At 54.3% G+C, this 18,040-nt stretch carries 14 protein-coding genes; all 14 read left to right on the plus strand.

What is annotated here, in order from left to right; all coding sequences use genetic code 11:
* Window positions 1–50 precede the first annotated feature (50 nt).
* The 14 genes from spoIID to PM3016_RS00405 all read left to right on the plus strand — a co-directional run bounded on the left by spoIID (window position 51) and on the right by PM3016_RS00405 (window position 17,545).
* Complete coding sequence (gene spoIID / locus PM3016_RS00340; protein ID WP_014368088.1) at window positions 51–1,100, plus strand: stage II sporulation protein D; 1,050 nt, start codon at window positions 51–53, stop codon at window positions 1,098–1,100.
* 68 nt (window positions 1,101–1,168) lie between these two features.
* Entirely contained in the window at window positions 1,169–1,891 is a 723-nt protein-coding gene (locus PM3016_RS00345) for a M23 family metallopeptidase (RefSeq protein ID WP_014368089.1), read from the plus strand.
* 283 nt (window positions 1,892–2,174) lie between these two features.
* On the plus strand, window positions 2,175–2,462 hold the full coding sequence (gene spoIIID / locus PM3016_RS00350) for a sporulation transcriptional regulator SpoIIID (protein WP_013913891.1): 288 nt from the start codon (window positions 2,175–2,177) through the stop codon (window positions 2,460–2,462).
* Between the two features lie 199 nt (window positions 2,463–2,661).
* A complete protein-coding gene (mreB, locus tag PM3016_RS00355) occupies window positions 2,662–3,660 on the plus strand; it encodes a rod shape-determining protein (protein ID WP_013913892.1) in 999 nt (332 codons plus the stop codon).
* Between the two features lie 16 nt (window positions 3,661–3,676).
* Window positions 3,677–4,576: a flagellar hook-basal body protein gene (locus PM3016_RS00360; RefSeq protein ID WP_013913893.1), complete on the plus strand. Its 900-nt coding sequence runs from the start codon at window positions 3,677–3,679 to the stop codon at window positions 4,574–4,576.
* 75 nt (window positions 4,577–4,651) lie between these two features.
* Complete coding sequence (locus PM3016_RS00365; protein ID WP_014368090.1) at window positions 4,652–5,524, plus strand: flagellar hook-basal body protein; 873 nt, start codon at window positions 4,652–4,654, stop codon at window positions 5,522–5,524.
* A gap of 84 nt (window positions 5,525–5,608) precedes the next feature.
* Window positions 5,609–5,848 carry a DNA-directed RNA polymerase subunit beta gene (locus PM3016_RS00370; RefSeq protein WP_014368091.1) on the plus strand — a complete coding sequence of 80 codons (240 nt, stop codon included), beginning with the start codon at window positions 5,609–5,611 and terminating at the stop codon, window positions 5,846–5,848.
* Between the two features lie 145 nt (window positions 5,849–5,993).
* Window positions 5,994–6,536 carry a CDP-alcohol phosphatidyltransferase family protein gene (locus PM3016_RS00375; RefSeq protein ID WP_013913896.1) on the plus strand — a complete coding sequence of 181 codons (543 nt, stop codon included), beginning with the start codon at window positions 5,994–5,996 and terminating at the stop codon, window positions 6,534–6,536.
* Between the two features lie 192 nt (window positions 6,537–6,728).
* Window positions 6,729–7,160, plus strand: coding sequence for a 3-hydroxyacyl-ACP dehydratase FabZ (fabZ, locus tag PM3016_RS00380; protein ID WP_013913897.1), 432 nt, complete (start codon window positions 6,729–6,731; stop codon window positions 7,158–7,160).
* A gap of 61 nt (window positions 7,161–7,221) precedes the next feature.
* Entirely contained in the window at window positions 7,222–8,931 is a 1,710-nt protein-coding gene (locus tag PM3016_RS00385) for a phospho-sugar mutase (protein ID WP_014368092.1), read from the plus strand.
* A gap of 31 nt (window positions 8,932–8,962) precedes the next feature.
* Window positions 8,963–11,017, plus strand: coding sequence for a DUF5693 family protein (locus PM3016_RS00390; protein ID WP_013913899.1), 2,055 nt, complete (start codon window positions 8,963–8,965; stop codon window positions 11,015–11,017).
* Entirely contained in the window at window positions 10,993–12,129 is a 1,137-nt protein-coding gene (csaB, locus tag PM3016_RS00395) for a polysaccharide pyruvyl transferase CsaB (protein ID WP_014368093.1), read from the plus strand. Before PM3016_RS00390 ends, csaB begins: the two co-directional genes overlap by 25 nt.
* Window positions 12,130–12,474: 345 nt before the next feature.
* Window positions 12,475–13,578 carry a glycosyltransferase family 4 protein gene (locus PM3016_RS00400; protein WP_013913902.1) on the plus strand — a complete coding sequence of 368 codons (1,104 nt, stop codon included), beginning with the start codon at window positions 12,475–12,477 and terminating at the stop codon, window positions 13,576–13,578.
* A 172-nt stretch (window positions 13,579–13,750) separates the two neighbouring features.
* Window positions 13,751–17,545: an S-layer homology domain-containing protein gene (locus PM3016_RS00405; protein WP_014368094.1), complete on the plus strand. Its 3,795-nt coding sequence runs from the start codon at window positions 13,751–13,753 to the stop codon at window positions 17,543–17,545.
* The last annotated feature ends 495 nt before the right edge of the window (window positions 17,546–18,040 follow it).

Raw genomic sequence — 18,040 nt, forward strand, 5'->3', positions numbered from 1 at the left:
TGCCGCAGCCAAATAGAGCAGCCCTGACAGGGCCGGAGGACGAACCTTAGATGACGAAGTACAAGCTGAACCCCAGGCAGAAAAAGGTGCTGGGCTGGTTTGCCGTGTGGCTCGCCAGCTTTACGGCCGTCGTCGTGCTGGTGCCGGGTCTGCTCGTCCGTTCCACCACCCCTTCCGCGGACCCGGCGGCGGTCCGTCCGGCCAGTGCCCAGCCGGAGGCAGGCGACGTGCCTCTCATCCCGGTCTATCTCTCGAAATCGAAGTCGACGGACCGGATTCCGCTGGAAACCTACGTGCGGGGCGTCGTGGCGGCGGAGATGCCGGCGGAGTTCGAGCCGGAAGCGCTCAAAGCCCAGGCCTTGGCCGCGCGCACCTATATCATCCGGCGGATGCTGGCCGGTGACCGGACCGGCGTTCCTGCCGGGGAGGCCTTGGTTACGGACACGATCGCCCATCAGGCCTATATCAGCGATGAGGAGCTGGGGCAGCGGTGGGGCGCCGATTACGCCCGGGTCCGGGACAAGCTGAACCGTGCCGTGGAAGAGACGAAGGATACGATTCTTACTTATGAGGGGCAGCCGATCGAGGCCAGCTTTTTCTCCACCTCGAACGGGTATACCGAGAATTCGGAAGATTATTGGAACGTGAAGATTCCTTATCTGCGTTCCGTGGCCAGTCCCTGGGATGCGAAGCTGTCCCCCCGTTACAAGGAGACGGTCCGCTTCTCGGGCAAGGAGCTGCAGACGCGGCTTGGACTGCCCGCGGCGATCCCGGCGACCACCGGGGCCTCCAGGGGTCTCAAGGTGCTCGAGCGCAGCCAGGGCCGGCGCATCCTGAAGCTGTCCGCCGGCGGCAAGCAGTTCACCGGCCGTGAGGTCCGCGAGAAGCTCGGGCTGAACTCAAGCGGCTTCCAGTGGAGCTACAAGGACGGGGCCTGGGAGATCACGACGTTCGGATATGGCCATGGCGTGGGCATGAGCCAGTGGGGAGCGCAGGGAATGGCTCTGGAAGGCCGTAAGGCGGAGGAAATCGTGAAACACTATTATACGGGAGTTGAACTCTCGAAGGCTTCGACTCTATTGTCTGCAAAAAGTTTCTGAAAAGCCGCAAGCGGCGTGCGTATAAATCTCGCAAACCTGGTAAGACTGGTTAGCGAGGTGATATACATATGAATGAACAAAAAAGAGATTCCCAAAACGAGGCTCCTAAAACCATCGAAGGAGCGCAACACACGTCGTCTGCTTGGAAGAGATTGCTTGCCAAAAAGTGGGTGTTTCCGGCAACGTACATCGCTGCAGCGGCTATCATCCTAACCATCATGTGGGTGTATCAGGGCGGGGGTGGCCTGACAACGAACAGCGATGTTTCCGTTGACAAGCCCGCCGGTACGGTCACCGACAGTGTATCCGGTCCGGATTCGGTCGCGACGACAGCCAAGCAGGAAACGATGCAGTGGCCGGTGAAAAACCGCAGCGAGCTTGAAGTGGTGCTGCCTTACTTTGATCCGAATGCCGCGAATGATGTCAGACAAGCCGCCATGGTGGAGTACGGCGATACGTTCACACCGCACATCGGCATGGATTTTGCCAAGAAAGACAATGCACCCTTCGAGGTTCTCGCTGTCATGGGCGGCAAAGTAACGGCCGTACAGAAGGATCCGCTGGTAGGCAACCTGGTTGAAATTACGCATGCCAACGGTCTTGTGTCCGTGTACCAGAGCCTCGCCGAGGTGAAGGTGACCAAGGATGCGGAAGTGAAGAAAGGCGACGTGATCGCCCAAGCCGGCCGCAACGAGCTGGAGAAGGATCAAGGGACGCACCTGCACTTCGAACTGCGCCAGGGCCAAGGCGGGCCGGCGGTCAATCCGGAGCAGTACATCGCCGAACAGTAAATCGAACCGTGCAATATAAAGAAGAGGCAGGGAGGAGCCACCGACCTGCTTCTTTTCTCTTATCTGAAGATGCTTTCGTGCAGCCCGGATCGCGGATTCGAATGAATGCGCTGCCGTCCAGCTCGTGTCCGGGCCGGACGATTCGGGAGGAAACGTTTGAAAAACCGGGCTTGTCCTTGAAAATAAATGTGCTCCTGCGGCTTGTCAGGCCGGGAAACAGCGAATATAAGCGTGTGCCCCTCATATACTGTACCAAACTAACTCGAGTAGGGAGGCGAGGGGAGTGCACGATTACATCAAAGAGCGAACGATTAAGATCGGCCGCTGCCTGGTGGAGACCAAGCACACGGTCCGCACCATTGCAAAGGAGTTCGGCGTTTCCAAGAGCACGGTGCACAAGGACTTGACGGAGCGTCTGCCGGAGATCAACCCGGAGCTGGCCAATCAGGTCAAGCACATACTGGAATATCATAAGTCCATCCGTCACCTGCGCGGCGGAGAAGCAACCAAGATCAAGTACCGCAAAACCCGCAGCCCGAAAGTACAGGAGAAGCTCGTCACCGTGAAGTAGGCCCGAATTCCCGCTCTCTGCAGCCCTCCCCTGACCGGCCGGAAGCGAAGCGATATTTGTCGAAAAATCGTTCATGAAAAAGAGGATTTTGCGAACTCATGGCGAATGTACCTTATAAGCGTATATCATCTTGTATATCATGTTGTGCCGCTTCTGAGATTGTAGGAAAGACGGACGGTTGGCTAGGGAGGATTATTGGATGTTAAGCAAGGATATCGGCATTGATCTCGGGACGGCGAACGTTCTGATTCATGTGAAAGGTCGGGGCGTGGTGCTCGATGAGCCGTCCGTCGTCGCCATCGAAAGCGATGGGAAGCGGGTGCTTGCCGTCGGCGAAGAAGCGTTCCGCATGGTCGGTCGCACACCGGGCAATATCGTGGCGATCCGCCCGCTGAAAGACGGGGTCATTGCCGACTTTGAGATTACGGAACTGATGTTGAAGTACTTCATCAATAAGGTCGGAGGGAGGAATTGGTACTCTCACCCGCGTATTCTGATCTGCGCTCCGACCAACATCACCTCCGTGGAGCAGAAGGCCATCAGGGAAGCTGCCGAACGGAGCGGAGCGCGGGAAGTCTTCTTGGAAGAGGAGCCGAAAGCGGCAGCCATCGGCGCCGGCATGGATATTTACCAGCCGAGCGGCAACATGGTTGTGGACATCGGCGGGGGGACGACGGATGTCGCCGTTCTGTCCATGGGCGACATCGTCACCTCCTCTTCCATTAAAATTGCAGGGGACAAGTTCGATTCCTCCATCATGAAATATATCAAAAGCAAGTACAAGCTCCTGATCGGTGAGAGAACGAGCGAAGACATTAAGAAGCGCATCGGCACGGTTCATCCGGAAGGCAAGAAGGAGACGATGGATATCCGCGGCCGCGACATGGTCAGCGGACTTCCCCTGACGATGACGATCAACTCGCAGGAGATTCAGGAAGCCCTCGACGAGCCGGTCTCGAACATTGTGGCCGCGGCCAAGAGCGTGCTTGAGCGGACTCCGCCGGAGCTGTCGGCGGACATCATCGACCGCGGCGTCATTCTGACGGGCGGCGGTGCGATGCTGCACGGTATCGATCAGCTGCTGGCGGACGAGCTTAAGGTGCCCGTCCTCATTGCGGAAGATCCGATGCATTGTGTGGTAAAAGGAACGGGAATCATGCTCGACAACTTAGACAAGGTATCCAAACGCAAATTTTAGGAGGCATAGAATCCCCATGTTAAGAGGCCTGTATACTGCCGCATCCGGCATGATTGCTCAGCAGCGTAAACACGACATCGTGACCAACAACATCGCTAACCTGAATACGCCTGGCTTCAAGGGCGGCAACGGGATCAACCGGTCGTTTCCCGAAGTGCTTATTGAGCGTACCCGGGACGACAACTCGGGTCCTGCCGCCGCAACCCGGACCGTAGGCCGTATTCACACAGGCGTCTTGGCAGAGGAGAACGTGTCTTTGCATGCGCAGGGCGATCTTCAGGAGACGAACAATCCGTTTGATTTTGCCCTCGTTTCGAATATCCAGGTGCCGGGCGCACGCTTTGATTCCTCCGGCAAATATGTCGACGAGAACGGAGAGCGCGTCATCCAGCCGCAGGCGTTCTTCACGATCCAGAATGCGGCGGGCGACACCCGCTACTCGCTTAACGGCAAGTTCTCTCTTGATGTGAACGGCCGGATGATCGATTCGGAAGGCAATCAGGTGCTGGGTTCAGATGGACAACCCATCGTGCTTATGGACGGCAATACGCCTGTGACGAACTTCCGCATTACGCGGGACGGCCAGTTCACGAATGTGGACGGGCGTCCGATCAACGGGGCGAACGGACAGCCGCTCACCATGATGATTACCCGCGTTGAGGATCCGAACCTGCTCATCCGTGAGGGGAACGGGCTCTACCGTCTGAGTGAAGAGAATCAGGCAATGGCCCAGCAGGCCGGCGGTCAGGATCAATTCGAAGTACGCCAGGGCTTCGTGGAGCGCTCCAACGTGGATGCGGGACAATCCATGGTGGACATGATGTCCGCTCTCCGCGCATATGAAGCGAACCAGAAGATGATCCAGTTCTACGACAAGAGCATGGAGAAAGCCGCGAACGACGTAGGCCGCGTGTAATATTTGGCATCGATTCACATTTTGAACCGGACAAGCCGATATAAGTAGAATACATGACTACAGGAGGAAACCCCTTTGAATAACTCGATGATCAACTCTTCCGTATCGATGCATTCACTGCAGCAGAAGCTTGACCTTGTGGCGAACAATATCGCCAATGTGAATACGACCGGATACAAGCGCCGTGAAGCGTCGTTCCAGGACGTACTGACGAGTGTGAAGCAGCAGCCGCAGACCTTCGAGAAGAACGGGCGTCTTACCCCGCTCGGTTACGGTCAGGGCTGGGGTTCCAAGATGGTTGCCGCGCAGCTGAATCTGCAGCAGGGCTCCCTGCAGGTAACCGACAATCTGCTCGATATGGCTATTGAGGGCAACGGACTGTTCGAGATCTCGGCCAATGGGGAGGACGAGAACGGCAACCCTGCTAGAACGACACGCTGGACCCGTAACGGGGCCTTTGAGCTGTCGCAGTCGACCGATCCGGCCGATCCGCGGACCTTCCTGACTACCAAGGATGGGCACTACGTCATGGGCGCTGATGACCAGCCGATCCGGATTCCAGCCGGCCACCGCGTGCAGATCCAGGCGGATGGTGTTATTATGGCTTATAACGAAGCGAATCAAACGGCGGCTCCGGTACAGGCCGGCCAGCTGAAGATGGTCCGTGTGGTCCGTCCGCAGCTGCTTGAGCAGATCGGCGATAACCTGTACGGTTTGGCGGGAGACATCACACCGCAGCAGCGGGATGAAATTCTGCAAACGGTGAATGCGGGCAACAACGAAGTTGATCCGATCACGGTACGCCAAGGCTTCCTGGAGCAGTCGAACGTCAACCTTTCGGAGGAAATGACGGAGCTGCTTACGGTTCAGCGGGCATATCAGCTCAATTCCAGAGCGATTTCGTCTGCGGACCAAATGATGAACCTGGCCAATAACCTGCGTGTATAAGGCAGCTTGAATGGAGGCTGAACCGTTCCTCCGGCGGCTGCCGGCGCAGGCCGGAGCTGGAAGGTGGAAGGAGGCCGGGGAACGTTGCAAAGCGAGGTAGGAGTCTTGAGCGAGAATCCAAAGAAGGCGCCTGCCCTCTCCCCACGGTGGAAGAAGATCACACTCACCGTGCTGAAATGGACATGGATTCCCTTACTCTGTTTGGCTGCTCTGTTTACAGGGCTTTCGATCGGTTATGCGGTGATCGGCCAAGGAGACTTCAAGGATGTGTGGGATCCGGGAACATGGCGCCACTTGTTCGATTTGGTGTTTGCCGAAAATTGAATGAACCATTTAGGAAAACTCTCCGATACAGGGGAGTTTTATTTTTTACCTCATAAAGGTATAATGAATGGATGGGAATAGATGCAAAGAGAACAGAGAGCGAACAATTCGCCTGCCGTGCTGTTTCCATAAGGGGGACCGATGTGTGTGGAATGTGCCTAATATACTCACCCTATGCCGCTTTTTACTGATACCGGCATATCTCGTTGTATTCGAGGCCGGGTATATAAGAAGCGCCTTCTTCATTCTGCTGCTCGCCGGAGCAACAGATGTGCTCGACGGGTATATCGCACGCCGCCGCGGACTGGTCACGGATCTCGGCAGTATGCTGGATCCCCTGGCCGACAAGTCCATGATGATCGCGGTGATCCTGTCGCTTGTGTTCTCGCAGATGATTTCCTGGCAGGCGGCCTGCGCCATGTTCCTTCGGGATGCCGGCATGATTGCCGGATCGGCTTACTTTCATTTCCGGGGCAAGAAGACCGTCCCCGCTAACGCCATGGGCAAACTGACGACCGTTTTGTATTACGTGGCGATTCTTCTGATTATATTCGAGCTCCCCTATGCTCACGCCTACTTATGGTTCGTCATTTCGGTTTCTATCCTAACCTCCATCATCTATATCCTTCAATTCAACCTCTTACACAAACGAGCAGGCAAGCCGCAATCCTTGGATAAACCCAGGTAGAGGTACCTTAAGTTTCAGATCAGGTACGTCTGCATGGTTAAAAAGGAGCTCATGTTCAGGTCCGCCGCATGCAGACCGTTCGCGTGAACATAAGCTCCCTTATATCAACCTTCATTACTGCAGCTCATGAAGGGACGCTGTTAGTCTAAGTCACCACACCCTTTTTTATACTACGTGGAAGGAGCAACATCATTGTTAGACGCCAAGCAGATTCAACAGATTATCCCACACCGCTACCCGTTCCTCCTGGTGGACCGGATTCTCGAGGTAGAGGCCGGAAAAAGGGCCGTGGGCATCAAAAACGTCACGATTAACGAACCCTTCTTTCAGGGTCACTTTCCGGAATATCCGGTGATGCCGGGGGTGCTGATCGTTGAAGCGCTGGCCCAGGTGGGAACCGTAGCGATGCTCAGCGTGGAGGAAAATCAGGGCAAGATCGGCTTTTTTGCCGGGATCGATAATTTCCGCTTCCGTGAGCAGGTATTGCCGGGAGACACCCTGACCATGGAAGTGGTCATGACGCGGGTCAAAGGGGTTATCGGCAAAGGACACGGTACGGCACGAGTAGGGGACAAAGTCGTCGCCGAGGGAGAGCTCATGTTCGCCCTGAAGGCGCCTAACTAAGCTACCGATCATAATTCACATACATAGACACAACCATATCATGGGTGGAGGAGAGATTACGATGAACACACAAACACGGGTGCAAGAACAGTATGAGCTTTGGCTGGGGGATGCGGCGATCGACGCGGCAACCAAAGAGGAGCTGCGCTCCATCGAAGGCGACGCCAAAGAAATCGAAGACCGCTTCTACCGCGATCTCGAATTCGGTACGGGCGGCCTGCGCGGGGTTATCGGCGCAGGAACGAACCGCATCAACGCTTATACGGTTGCCCGCGCGACGCAGGGCCTGGCCCAATTCCTGCTGGAGACGGCAGGCAAAGATCAGCCTTCGGTCGTCATCGCATACGACTCCCGCAATCAATCGCCTGAATTTGCTCTTGAGACAGCCAAAGTGCTGGCCGGCAACGGAATCAAGGCATATGTATTCGAATCGCTCCGCACCACGCCTGAGCTTTCGTTCGCTGTGCGTCATCTGAATGCCGACGCAGGCGTAGTGATTACAGCAAGCCACAACCCGCCGGAGTATAACGGCTACAAGGTTTACGGCAATGACGGCGGCCAGCTCGTTCCGCATCAGGCGGAGCAGGTTATCGAGCAGATCCGCGGCGTGCAGTCCTTCGCCGATGTGAAGCGTTCTTCCCGTGCGGATGCCGAGAAGGCCGGTCTGCTGCAGTGGATCGGACAAGCGGTGGACGACGAGTATATCCGTGCGGTTACCGCCGTCAGCCGCAATCCGCAGCTGATCAAAGAGACCGCCGATGACTTCCGCATCGTTTACACGCCGCTGCACGGCGCAGGCAACCTCTCCGTCCGCGCGGCTCTGGCCGGCGTAGGCTTCACGCAGGTGCATGTCGTGGCCGAGCAGGAGCTTCCGGATGCCAACTTCTCCACCGTGAAGTCGCCGAACCCGGAAGAGCGAGAAGCCTTCACGCTGGCGATCAACGAAGCGAAGAAGATCGGTGCCGACATTATTATCGGCACGGACCCGGACTGCGACCGGATGGGTGCCGTAGTTAAGGATCCGAGCGGTGAATATTTCGTCCTCTCGGGCAACCAGTCGGGTGCGATCATGGTCGACTACCTGCTGAGCTCCCTCAAAGATCGCGGCGAAATGCCGGAGAACGGCGTTGTCGTAAAGACCATCGTAACAAGTGAGATGGGTGCGGTTATTGCCGAGCACTACGGTGCGAAGGTCGTGAACACGCTGACCGGTTTTAAATATATCGGCGAAAAGATGACGCAGTATGAGCAGACGGGCGAAGCCACGTTCCTGTTCGGTTACGAGGAGAGCTACGGCTACCTGGCAGGCAACTATGCGCGCGACAAGGATGCCGTCATCGCCTCGATGCTGATCAGTGAAGCGGCTGCCTACTACAAGAGCCAGGGCAAGACGCTCTACGACGTGCTGCAGGAGCTCTACGAGCGTCACGGCTACTTCCTCGAGAAGCTCGAGTCCCGCACGCTGAAGGGCAAGGACGGGGTAGAGCAGATCGGCAGCATCATGACAGACTGGCGTACGAACGCACCTGAGCAAATCAACGGCCTGAAAGTGACGAAGATCGAAGACTTCTCGGAGGGTCTGTATGGTCTGCCTGTCGAGAACGTGCTGAAGTATACGCTGGAGGACGACTCCTGGTTCACGCTTCGCCCGTCCGGTACGGAACCGAAGATCAAAGTCTACTTTGCGGTACGCAGCTCTTCTTCCGAAGGGGCGGCCAGCTCGCTTGACCAGCTTGTCGAAACCGTTATGAGCCGTGTAGATAAGAAATAACCAACAACAAATAAGTTTGGAGCTGACAGCGTTGAAAGGAAGGTATTTGCGACTGAATCAATGGGCGGTGAAGGCGCTGTGGTGGCTCGTGATCCTCGGAATGCTCGCCTCCTTAGCGATCGCCTATGAACGGTACCAGACGGAAGAAGGATCGGGCCGCCGGGTGGAGTTCGTCATGGATTACCGGGATCTCCTAGAGATCTCGGATCTGCAGACGGACCCTAAGCGGTTCGTCAGCGATCAGCTTCAGAAGTTGAAAGAGCATCGGGTCGGTTCCTTGGCCGTGTATGAGGCGACGCTCAATGAGCTTCAGCTCAGCCGCCGTCTGCAGGTATACTCTTCGCAGGAAGCGGCTGTGCTTACACAGTCGCCGGGCACCATAGGCGAGAACTTCACCTACGTGCTCTTCGAGAGCGGTGAGACGGAGCGCCGGCTTGCGCCAGTCATCCGTCAGGCGTTCGAAGACCTGGGTGTGGCGGTCCGCCCGTGGAACTACAAGAACCAGCCGGGTCTGCGGATCGAGATGGCCAAGGAAGAAGCGGTGCTGAAGTCCATGGACCCCGATCCGATGACGCTTGAGACGCTGAAGTCACAGGGCTTTACGATCGTATTCCGGATGTCCAACCGCAGAGCCTTTGAGGCGGCCCGAATGGACGCGCTGCTCAGCACCATGAAAGACCTCGGAGTACGCCGCATTATTGTGGACGGGGACAGCGTGCCCGGTTTTATCAGCGAGAAGGACGTATCCGGTCTGGATGGCATGGGTGAGATCCTCACCAAGCACAAGATCGGCCTGGCTGTGATCGAGATGCAAAAAACGCCGCAGCGGGGCTTCAACGGCCTGGCTCAGCGCATTCGCCATGATGTGGTGCGGCTGCACTCCTTCACGGAGAATGATGCACAGAAGCTCACCGAGAATATTACGGCTGAGGAGCTCAAGGGCCGGATTCAGGGCGTGGCGGACCGGTTCGTGCTGGCGGCCAAAGACCGGAACATCCGGATGGTGCTGCTGAACGCCCGCGCGGTCAAGAGCCTCGAGAAGGGGCGTATCCTGCATCCGCTCGATTCGATTTATGAGGCACTGACCGGTGCGGATGGAGCGATTCCGAGGATTGCCAAAGCCGGCTACAAGATGGCGCCGGCCGAGCCGTTCCAGCTCGTCCACTCTTCGTGGCAGACTCCGGCCAAGCTGCTCGTCTGGGCGGGCAGTGTGGCGCTCATCGCGCTGATGATCTCGTACTTCATTCCCGAAATTACCGCGGTGGTGTTCCTGCTTGGCATGATCGGATCGGCTGGGTTGTATGTGTTGAGCTCCTCCCTCTTCTCCCAGGGACTTGCCTTGGGAGCGGGAACGAGCGCCGCTACGCTATCCATCATGGTTGCTTTGCAGGCTGCGAGGCGGAAGCTCGATAAGCCTGACGGTAACCGGCTTCTCTTCGCGATTGGCCTGCTGCTCCGCGCCTCGCTGATTTCGGTCATAGGGCTGCTTTTCATCGTCGGTCTGCTTAATCAGATCCAGTATTCGCTCGTGCTTGAGCAGTTCCGTGGAGTCAGCGTGCTCCATTTGGCGCCGATCGCCTTGGTGGGGCTGTACTGGCTGCTCTTTATGGACAAAGTGAGCTATAAGGAAAGATGGGCAAGAGCCCAATCGATGTTATCGTCCAATATCAGTGTACTCTGGATCGTGGCGGCTGCGGTTCTGGCGGCTGCAGGGTACTACTACTTATCGAGAACCGGCAACGAGGGGCAGGCATCCGATTGGGAGAAATATTTCCGTTCCTTCCTGGAGAACACGCTCGGCGTGAGACCGCGGACCAAGGAATTCCTGCTGTCTCATCCGCTGTTCATCCTCGGGGCTTATCTCAGCTTTAAATACCGCAGTGCTCTTCTGCTGATTCTGGCGGGAGTCATCGGACAGGCATCCGTTGTCGATACGTTCGCCCATCTGCACACGCCGCTGCAGATTTCTGCCATTCGGGTGCTGTACGGGCTCGGCTTCGGTACGCTGATCGGCATCGCATTGATTATCGTATGGGAAATCATCACAAGGAGTTGGCAGCGTTGGGTACCCCGGTTAAACGAATAGTGCTATCCGGCTATTACGGATTCAATAACAGCGGTGACGAAGCCGTACTGCAGTCCATTCTGCTGGCGCTGCAGGAGCAGGGAGAACGACAGGGTGTAACTTTTCACCCTGTCGTTCTGTCCGTCAACCCTGCGGAGACGGCACGGACCTACGGCGTGGAGTCGGCCCATCGCATGCGGCCCATGGAGCTGTGGAAGGCCCTTCGGGGAGCGGACGGCCTGATCAGCGGAGGCGGCAGCCTGCTGCAGGACGAGACAAGCCCCAAGACGATTCCGTATTACCTTGGAGTTATTCGGCTGGCCCAGCTGCTCGGTAAGCCCGTATTCGTCTACTCTCAGGGGATCGGACCGGTTCACCGTCCGAAGTTCTTCGGCTGGATCCGTTCCGCTTTCCAGCGCTGCCGTGTGGTTACCGTCCGCGACGAGGAGTCCAAGGCGTTGCTGCAGCAAATGGGACTCAGCGGCAGCGAGGTCGAGGTAGTACCCGATCCGGTGATGGGCATGCCGCTTAAGAATGCCGCACGCCACAGGGATCCGGCAGGTGCAGACAGCGGCTTGGCACCGGTCATCGGAGTGTCGGTCCGTTTCTGGAACAAGGACCGCTCAGAACTGGACGCTGCCGCGGAGGCGCTCAGGAAGGTGATGGAGGAGACGGACGCCGTTGTCCGCTTCCTGCCCTTCCACCTCCCATCTGATGAGGAAGCCTCAGAGTATGTCGCTCAGCGCCTGGGGGAAACCTATAAACACCGGATTTCGATCGCCAAAGGAGTTACTCATCCGCAGGACATGCTGGCAGAAACGGCTTCGGTCTCGGTACTGCTGGGGATGCGCCTGCACTCTCTGATCTATGCGGCCGGAAGATACGTGCCGATGGTGGGTATCTCCTACGATCCGAAGATTGATCAGTTTCTGAACCGGCTTTCCATGCAGGCCGCCTGCAGTACGCAGGCTCCGAACGCCGCGGCGATTGCGGAGACTTTGCTTCACCTGCTGAAGAGCAGGGAAGCTTGGAGGGAAGACAAACGCCAGGTAATCGAACGGCTGAAGAGCGAGGCTCACCGGCCTGCTGAGCGGATTGCGGCATTTTACAGCAAGGCGCAAGGACGCAGATAAATACGGGGGGCCGGCATACAGCTGCTTTAGCGGATTGCGGCACCTTCCAAGAGGAAGAGGGACAACGGTTTCAACGACCTTTTTTATGGTGAAAAGATGACGTCAGGGGATAGAGAACCATCGCTTAGCGTTGTATCTTTTTCTTCCAAAAGGGACATAGGAGCCGTAAGAGGGCGTGAAAGTGATTTTCAAGAAGGAAAATACGCAGAAACCTTCATCAGACCTATGAAAACAACCTGAAAACCGTCCATACCGCCCAAAATCACGATGGAGTTTCCGTCAACTTCAGAGTATAATTTGAGTTGTTTGGGGTTTTCATAGAAAAAAGGGGCTGTGAATATTCGCATGAATCTGTTATATGGAATCGGTTTTGCCGCAGCATTATTGATTGCTTTGGTAATGACACCGCTGGTAAGACGCTTTGCATTCTGGGCTAAGGCAGTCGATGCACCGAACCACCGCAAGGTACATAGCCGGATTATGCCCCGGCTGGGCGGACTCGCGATCTTTATAGCATTCATCGGAGCTTATTTCATCGTCTCTCCTGCAATAGATACCCTTAAAGCTGATGTCGTGTTCGGCCTTTTGGTTGGAGGAACGATCGTCGTGCTCGTCGGAGCGCTCGATGACCGCTTCGATTTGTCTCCGAAGATCAAGCTGCTGGGACAAATCCTGGCTGCTTCCGTTGTGGTTTACTCTGGGGTCACCATTGATTTGGTCAACGTCCCATTCGGCGACGAAACGATCTCTTTGTCTTGGCTGGCGGTACCGCTCACGATCTTCTGGATCGTCGGTGTTACCAACGCTATTAACCTGATTGACGGGCTGGACGGCCTGTCTGCCGGTGTATCGGCGATTGCCACGACAACGATTCTGGTGCTCGCCTTGATGATGGGCAACGTTACCGTCGTTCTCCTGTGTACCCTGCTGCTCGGAAGCATCATCGGTTTCCTTTTCTATAACTTTCATCCTGCCAAGATCTTCATGGGCGACTCCGGGGCGCTGTTCCTGGGCTTTACGCTTGCAACCCTTTCGGTTCTGGGCTTCAAACAGGCCACAGTGGTCTCCCTGCTCGTACCGATTATGATTCTTGGAGTTCCTTTATCCGATACGTTCTTCGCCATCATGCGCCGCTGGGTGAACAACCTGCCCATATCCGCGGCGGACAAGAGTCATCTTCATCACTGCCTGCTGCGTATGGGGTTCAGTCACCGGACTACGGTCCTGATTATCTATGGAATTGCTACTTTCTTCGGCTTCTCGGCCGTACTGCTCTCCTATATGTCTGAACAGCAAGCCTTATGGGGCGCTGTCATTCTGGTAGCCGTGCTTCTGGTGGTTCTGGTCGTGGGTGCGGAATTTATCGGTATTATCTCGCGTACGAAGCGTCCGGTCCTGCATTTCCTTAATAAGATCCGTATGAAAACCATGCAGCGCATGACCAAATAACAGTATATAGAAGAAAAACCCAAGCCATACAGGCTTGGGTTTTTTTGTTCATTTTTTCGGACATAAAAAAGCTAAACGTTTGGGTGCCGGAAGCCGATATGATAAGTATCAACTTGTTGCTGTATGTTCTGATTATTTTCTATAATCACCACCCTGAAGGAGGATTCACACCTTGAAACGAACAACCAGCCTGCGGATTAGTGTTCTTCTGTTGTTTAACATGCTCTTCAGTCTGCTGGCTCCACTGACCGGTCTGGCTGATGGTATTCAACTGAAGATCAATGGCCTTGATGAAACGACGGAGTCTTCACCGGCTCAGCTGACGACCAGCACGATCACCCTTCCTGTTACGATTAACGGGATTTCGGCTGATCAGATTAACAGCATCTATTATGAAATTACGAACATGAATACAGGTGTAACCTCGGTAAACAAAACGAACAAAGCGGTGAAGAACGCCAATAATGCCAACGAAGTGGTGTTCTCCGGCGTTTCGCTGACCGAAGGCCTGAATAAAGTTGTCGCTAAATATGGCGAAGCCACAGTGGTTTCCTCCCCGGCGGCATGGGTGCACTTCACATCGGTAACGAACATTACGGATTTGAAGCTGAACGAAGTGGCTCTGAACGATAACGAAATGTATCCGAAGAGCGCTCCTTACACGAGCCTCAGCATTACGGGTACGGCAAGCAATGCGACAAGAATTCAGGCTTATGTTAACGGTACTGCTTATGATCCTGTCGTATTCAACCGCGGCAACTTCACGTTTATTACGAATACGGGCCGCAACAACGACCTGGCTCTGAAGCCGGGCGACAACGAAATGCGTCTGATCTCCACGAACAACAGCAACACGTATTATATCGATCGTACGTTCGTTTACGATAATGGTCAGGCTTTTGCTTACGATGCCTATGTGAAAAGTACGCCTGCAGCAGCTGATCAATATCAAAAGCTTGCAGCTGTTCCAACAGTAACGAAGAATACGGCCGATCAGGTAACGGTGAAGGCCAAATTGAAAGTTCCTGTGGACAGCAGCAATAACCTGCTCTACAAAGAAGTCGATGTAGCGGTAGGCAACCAAACGCCAACCAAATATGTTCTGAGCTCGCTTCCTGTCAGCTCGAGTGTGGCCAACCAATACCGGATTTACGATTTTGAATATAACTTTACAACGGACACAAGCAACAAGTATCAGGCAGTGACATTCAGCTTTATCACTACGTCTGACTTTGTTCAGCCTGGCGGGCAGTATGCCTTCTATGTGGTGGATCCCAACACTCCTTATGTCAATTACATGGAGTACTCCATTCCTAACGGCTTGACAGTCAAAGTAAATGAAGTGGGTATGACGCAGCTCAACCGCTTTCCTGCATCGCTGTATGTTTACACCACAACTAACGCATCCAGTGTAAAGCTGAGAGTGAACAACAGTGATTACGCAACAGCGAGTGTCATTGATTCCACGACTACGGATACGTCCGGCACTACTTTGAATGTATGGAAGTTTGATATTCCAACCTTGGCTGATGGGATCTCCACGCTGACGGTTGTCCCTGTCGGTGTGAATGGGGAGAACGTACAGGGGTCGAAGACATATCTCGTTCAGATCTCCAGTGCCCCTTACGTCATCCTGGACAGCATCTACAACGGACAAGTTTTCACGAGTGCGAGCAAGATTCTTTGCGGCAATACCGGCACCGGTCCTTGCTTGACGGGCCGCGTTGTGAACCTGCCGGAAGCGGAGAAGGACAACGTCGTCCTCCAGGTGAATGATATGCAGTTCAATATGAGCGGCTTGTACAAGACGCCATATGACGGTTCGTTCACCATCACATCCGCTACGCCTACGGCTGATGGCACCAAGACGTTCGGGCACAAAGACGTGATGGGTGCGGACGGCAAGAAGACTTTCCTGTTCTCTGTCAAAGTCGGCGGAAAAGTCATTACGGAATCGAAATTCGAGATTTTCATTCTCAGCGACAATGTTCCTTATATCAACAGCGTTGTTCCAGTGGAAGAAAACCCGGATAACAAGGTATTCAAAACGGTTAAAACCGATGAATATGCGACAACAGAAGATGTAGTGGCATTAACCGGTTCGGTGCGCAATGCTACAACTTATACGGTCGAATACACGATTCCAGGTGAGACCGCCAAGAGAAGTGTAGCGATCGCCAGCAAGACTCAAACGTATGACAATGATACGGAGAAGATCACATTCACGGAAACTTTCAATACCAATTCTGCACCTCTCTCAGTGAACGGTGATTATTACTTCCAGATCACGGCGAGCAATAATTCCGGTGTTCTGGCTACTAAGACAGTGAAGATTTCCAAAGAAGCACATCCTTATGTTATTACGCTTCCGGAGAAACTGTTTACGAATGAAAACGGCAAGACACAGGCCAATATCAATAAGAACTACCAAAGAATCGAGATTAAAGCCGAAGGAGCCATCAGCATCCTGTTCGGTAAAGTAGAAGTGTTCCCTAGAGGCGGTATGTTCGTCTATGAAGCCAAGGGACTTAAGGCGGGCGCGAATGAAATCAAGTTCACTGTAAACCGCGGTACGGCTCAAAATGCCGGCAGTCTCGTGCTTTATAATGTAAATACGCCGATCGAAGGTGCACAGTACAAGAGTGAAATTGCATCCTCGATGAAAGTGTTCGGCGGCGATCTGGAAATGAAGCTCGGCAAAGATGTGAAGCTGATGCGTAATGACCGGACGTCCACGGATACGTTCCTGACGAATAAAAGAGAGCTTTTGTTCGGTATTGCCAATGTGCAGACCGGTATTGTAGATAAGGATATCGAGTTTGCGAATTCTCTTGCTACTCAAAGTCTGTCCGGTGCTGTAGAAACGTACCGCTTTAAGCCGGCCAGCAAGCTGTTCTGGATTGATGCGGGAACGATCAGCGACCAGGTGGATGCAGGAGACGCAGCCGATCTGAAGGGCGCGCTTGAAGGCGGCGGTACACTTCCGCTCGTATCCAGCGATCCGGATGTATCATCGACTCTGCAGCCGACTCCATTCTATCAGCGTTACGACCTGCAGGATCTCGTTGTGCCTACGCAGCCGGTTACTCTGACGTTCAAGTATGATCCGACGATTACGGCTGACGCTTGGAAATATGTTACGGTGTTCCAATACAGTACGTTTGCTGACCGCAGCGGCGCCGAAATTTCGGCAGGTGTACCGGTATCCCAGATGGGCTGGAAGAACCTTGGGGGGGTCGTTGACTCCAAGAAAAACACAATCACGGTAACGGTGCCGTCGTTCGGATACTTCCAGGTCATGTATATGAACGACAGCTTCAATGATGTAACGAACCACGGATGGGCACGCGATATCATCGATACGCTGTACTCCAAGGGTTACATGTTCAACAAAGACAGCGGTGGCAGCCGATTCCTGCCGGACGATGCGATTACACGCGGGGAGTTTGTCAGCCTGCTTGTGAAAGTATTCGATATTCCGCTGACGAACCCGGATACCAGCAACCCTGATTTCCAGGGTACGTTTGGTGACGTTCGTAAGGGCGTGACATTGCAGAACAGCATCAATATGTACGATTATCTGCACATTGAAGCAGGCGCTCGCGCAGGTATTGTCCGTGGTACGTCGCAGGGCTTGTTCCTGCCGAACGAGGCGATTACCCGTCAAGATGCAGCTGTGATGATTGCCCGTGCAGCCGAACTCAAGATGGGTACGGACGAAGATAAAGTCCAGGCATCCCTGGATAAGCTCTTCACCGACTCGACCGATCCGAAATTCAGCTACTATGCCAAGCCGGCTGTAGAGGCTGTCACGAAGGCAGGCTTTATTGAAGGACGTCCGAATACTCTTCTGGCCGGCCAGACGGAGCTGACGAACCGTTTTGATCCGGTGGATAACATCACAAGAGCCGAGTCTGCAGCGATCGCTCTGCGTGTACTCGCCAAGCTGAAGAAAGTACCGAAATAATCCAGGTTAGACACAGTCCTTTTGGGGCTGTGTCTTTTTTTATTTAGTTAGGAGAATGGTGTTTTTGGTTGGGATAATTTGTGTAATGACAAGTTGGGCTCTTTGAAGTAGTATGCACTTTGTTGAATACATGGTTGGAAAATTGTAGCTCGGTTTTTGCGTTTTTTTGTGAGCGTAAAAAAGAATCCGAAAAAAAATAAAAGTTTTTTTCACAGGGCGCAACTTTTTGGAAAACCATGCGTTTAATACAGTGAAAAACAAACAAGGGCCGCTGAAAAGCGGTTTGGGAGTCCGCCGATGGATAATGATGACAAATTCATCCTTTACCTCGGTAACAGGCCGATGCTATAATGTTCAATGGCATGCGAATCTTTAGTCTATCATTTGGTTTACTAGTTTCTGCGGTTTCGGCTGCAGACTTAGCTAATAAGAATGAACACCGCTCAACTCTGGGAAGGGGGTGAATTGGCTAATGAGCTCGAGCCATCATTTTAG

Origin of the sequence: Paenibacillus mucilaginosus 3016 (genome assembly GCF_000250655.1) — a bacterium.
Lineage (GTDB): Bacteria > Bacillota > Bacilli > Paenibacillales > NBRC-103111 > Paenibacillus_G > Paenibacillus_G mucilaginosus.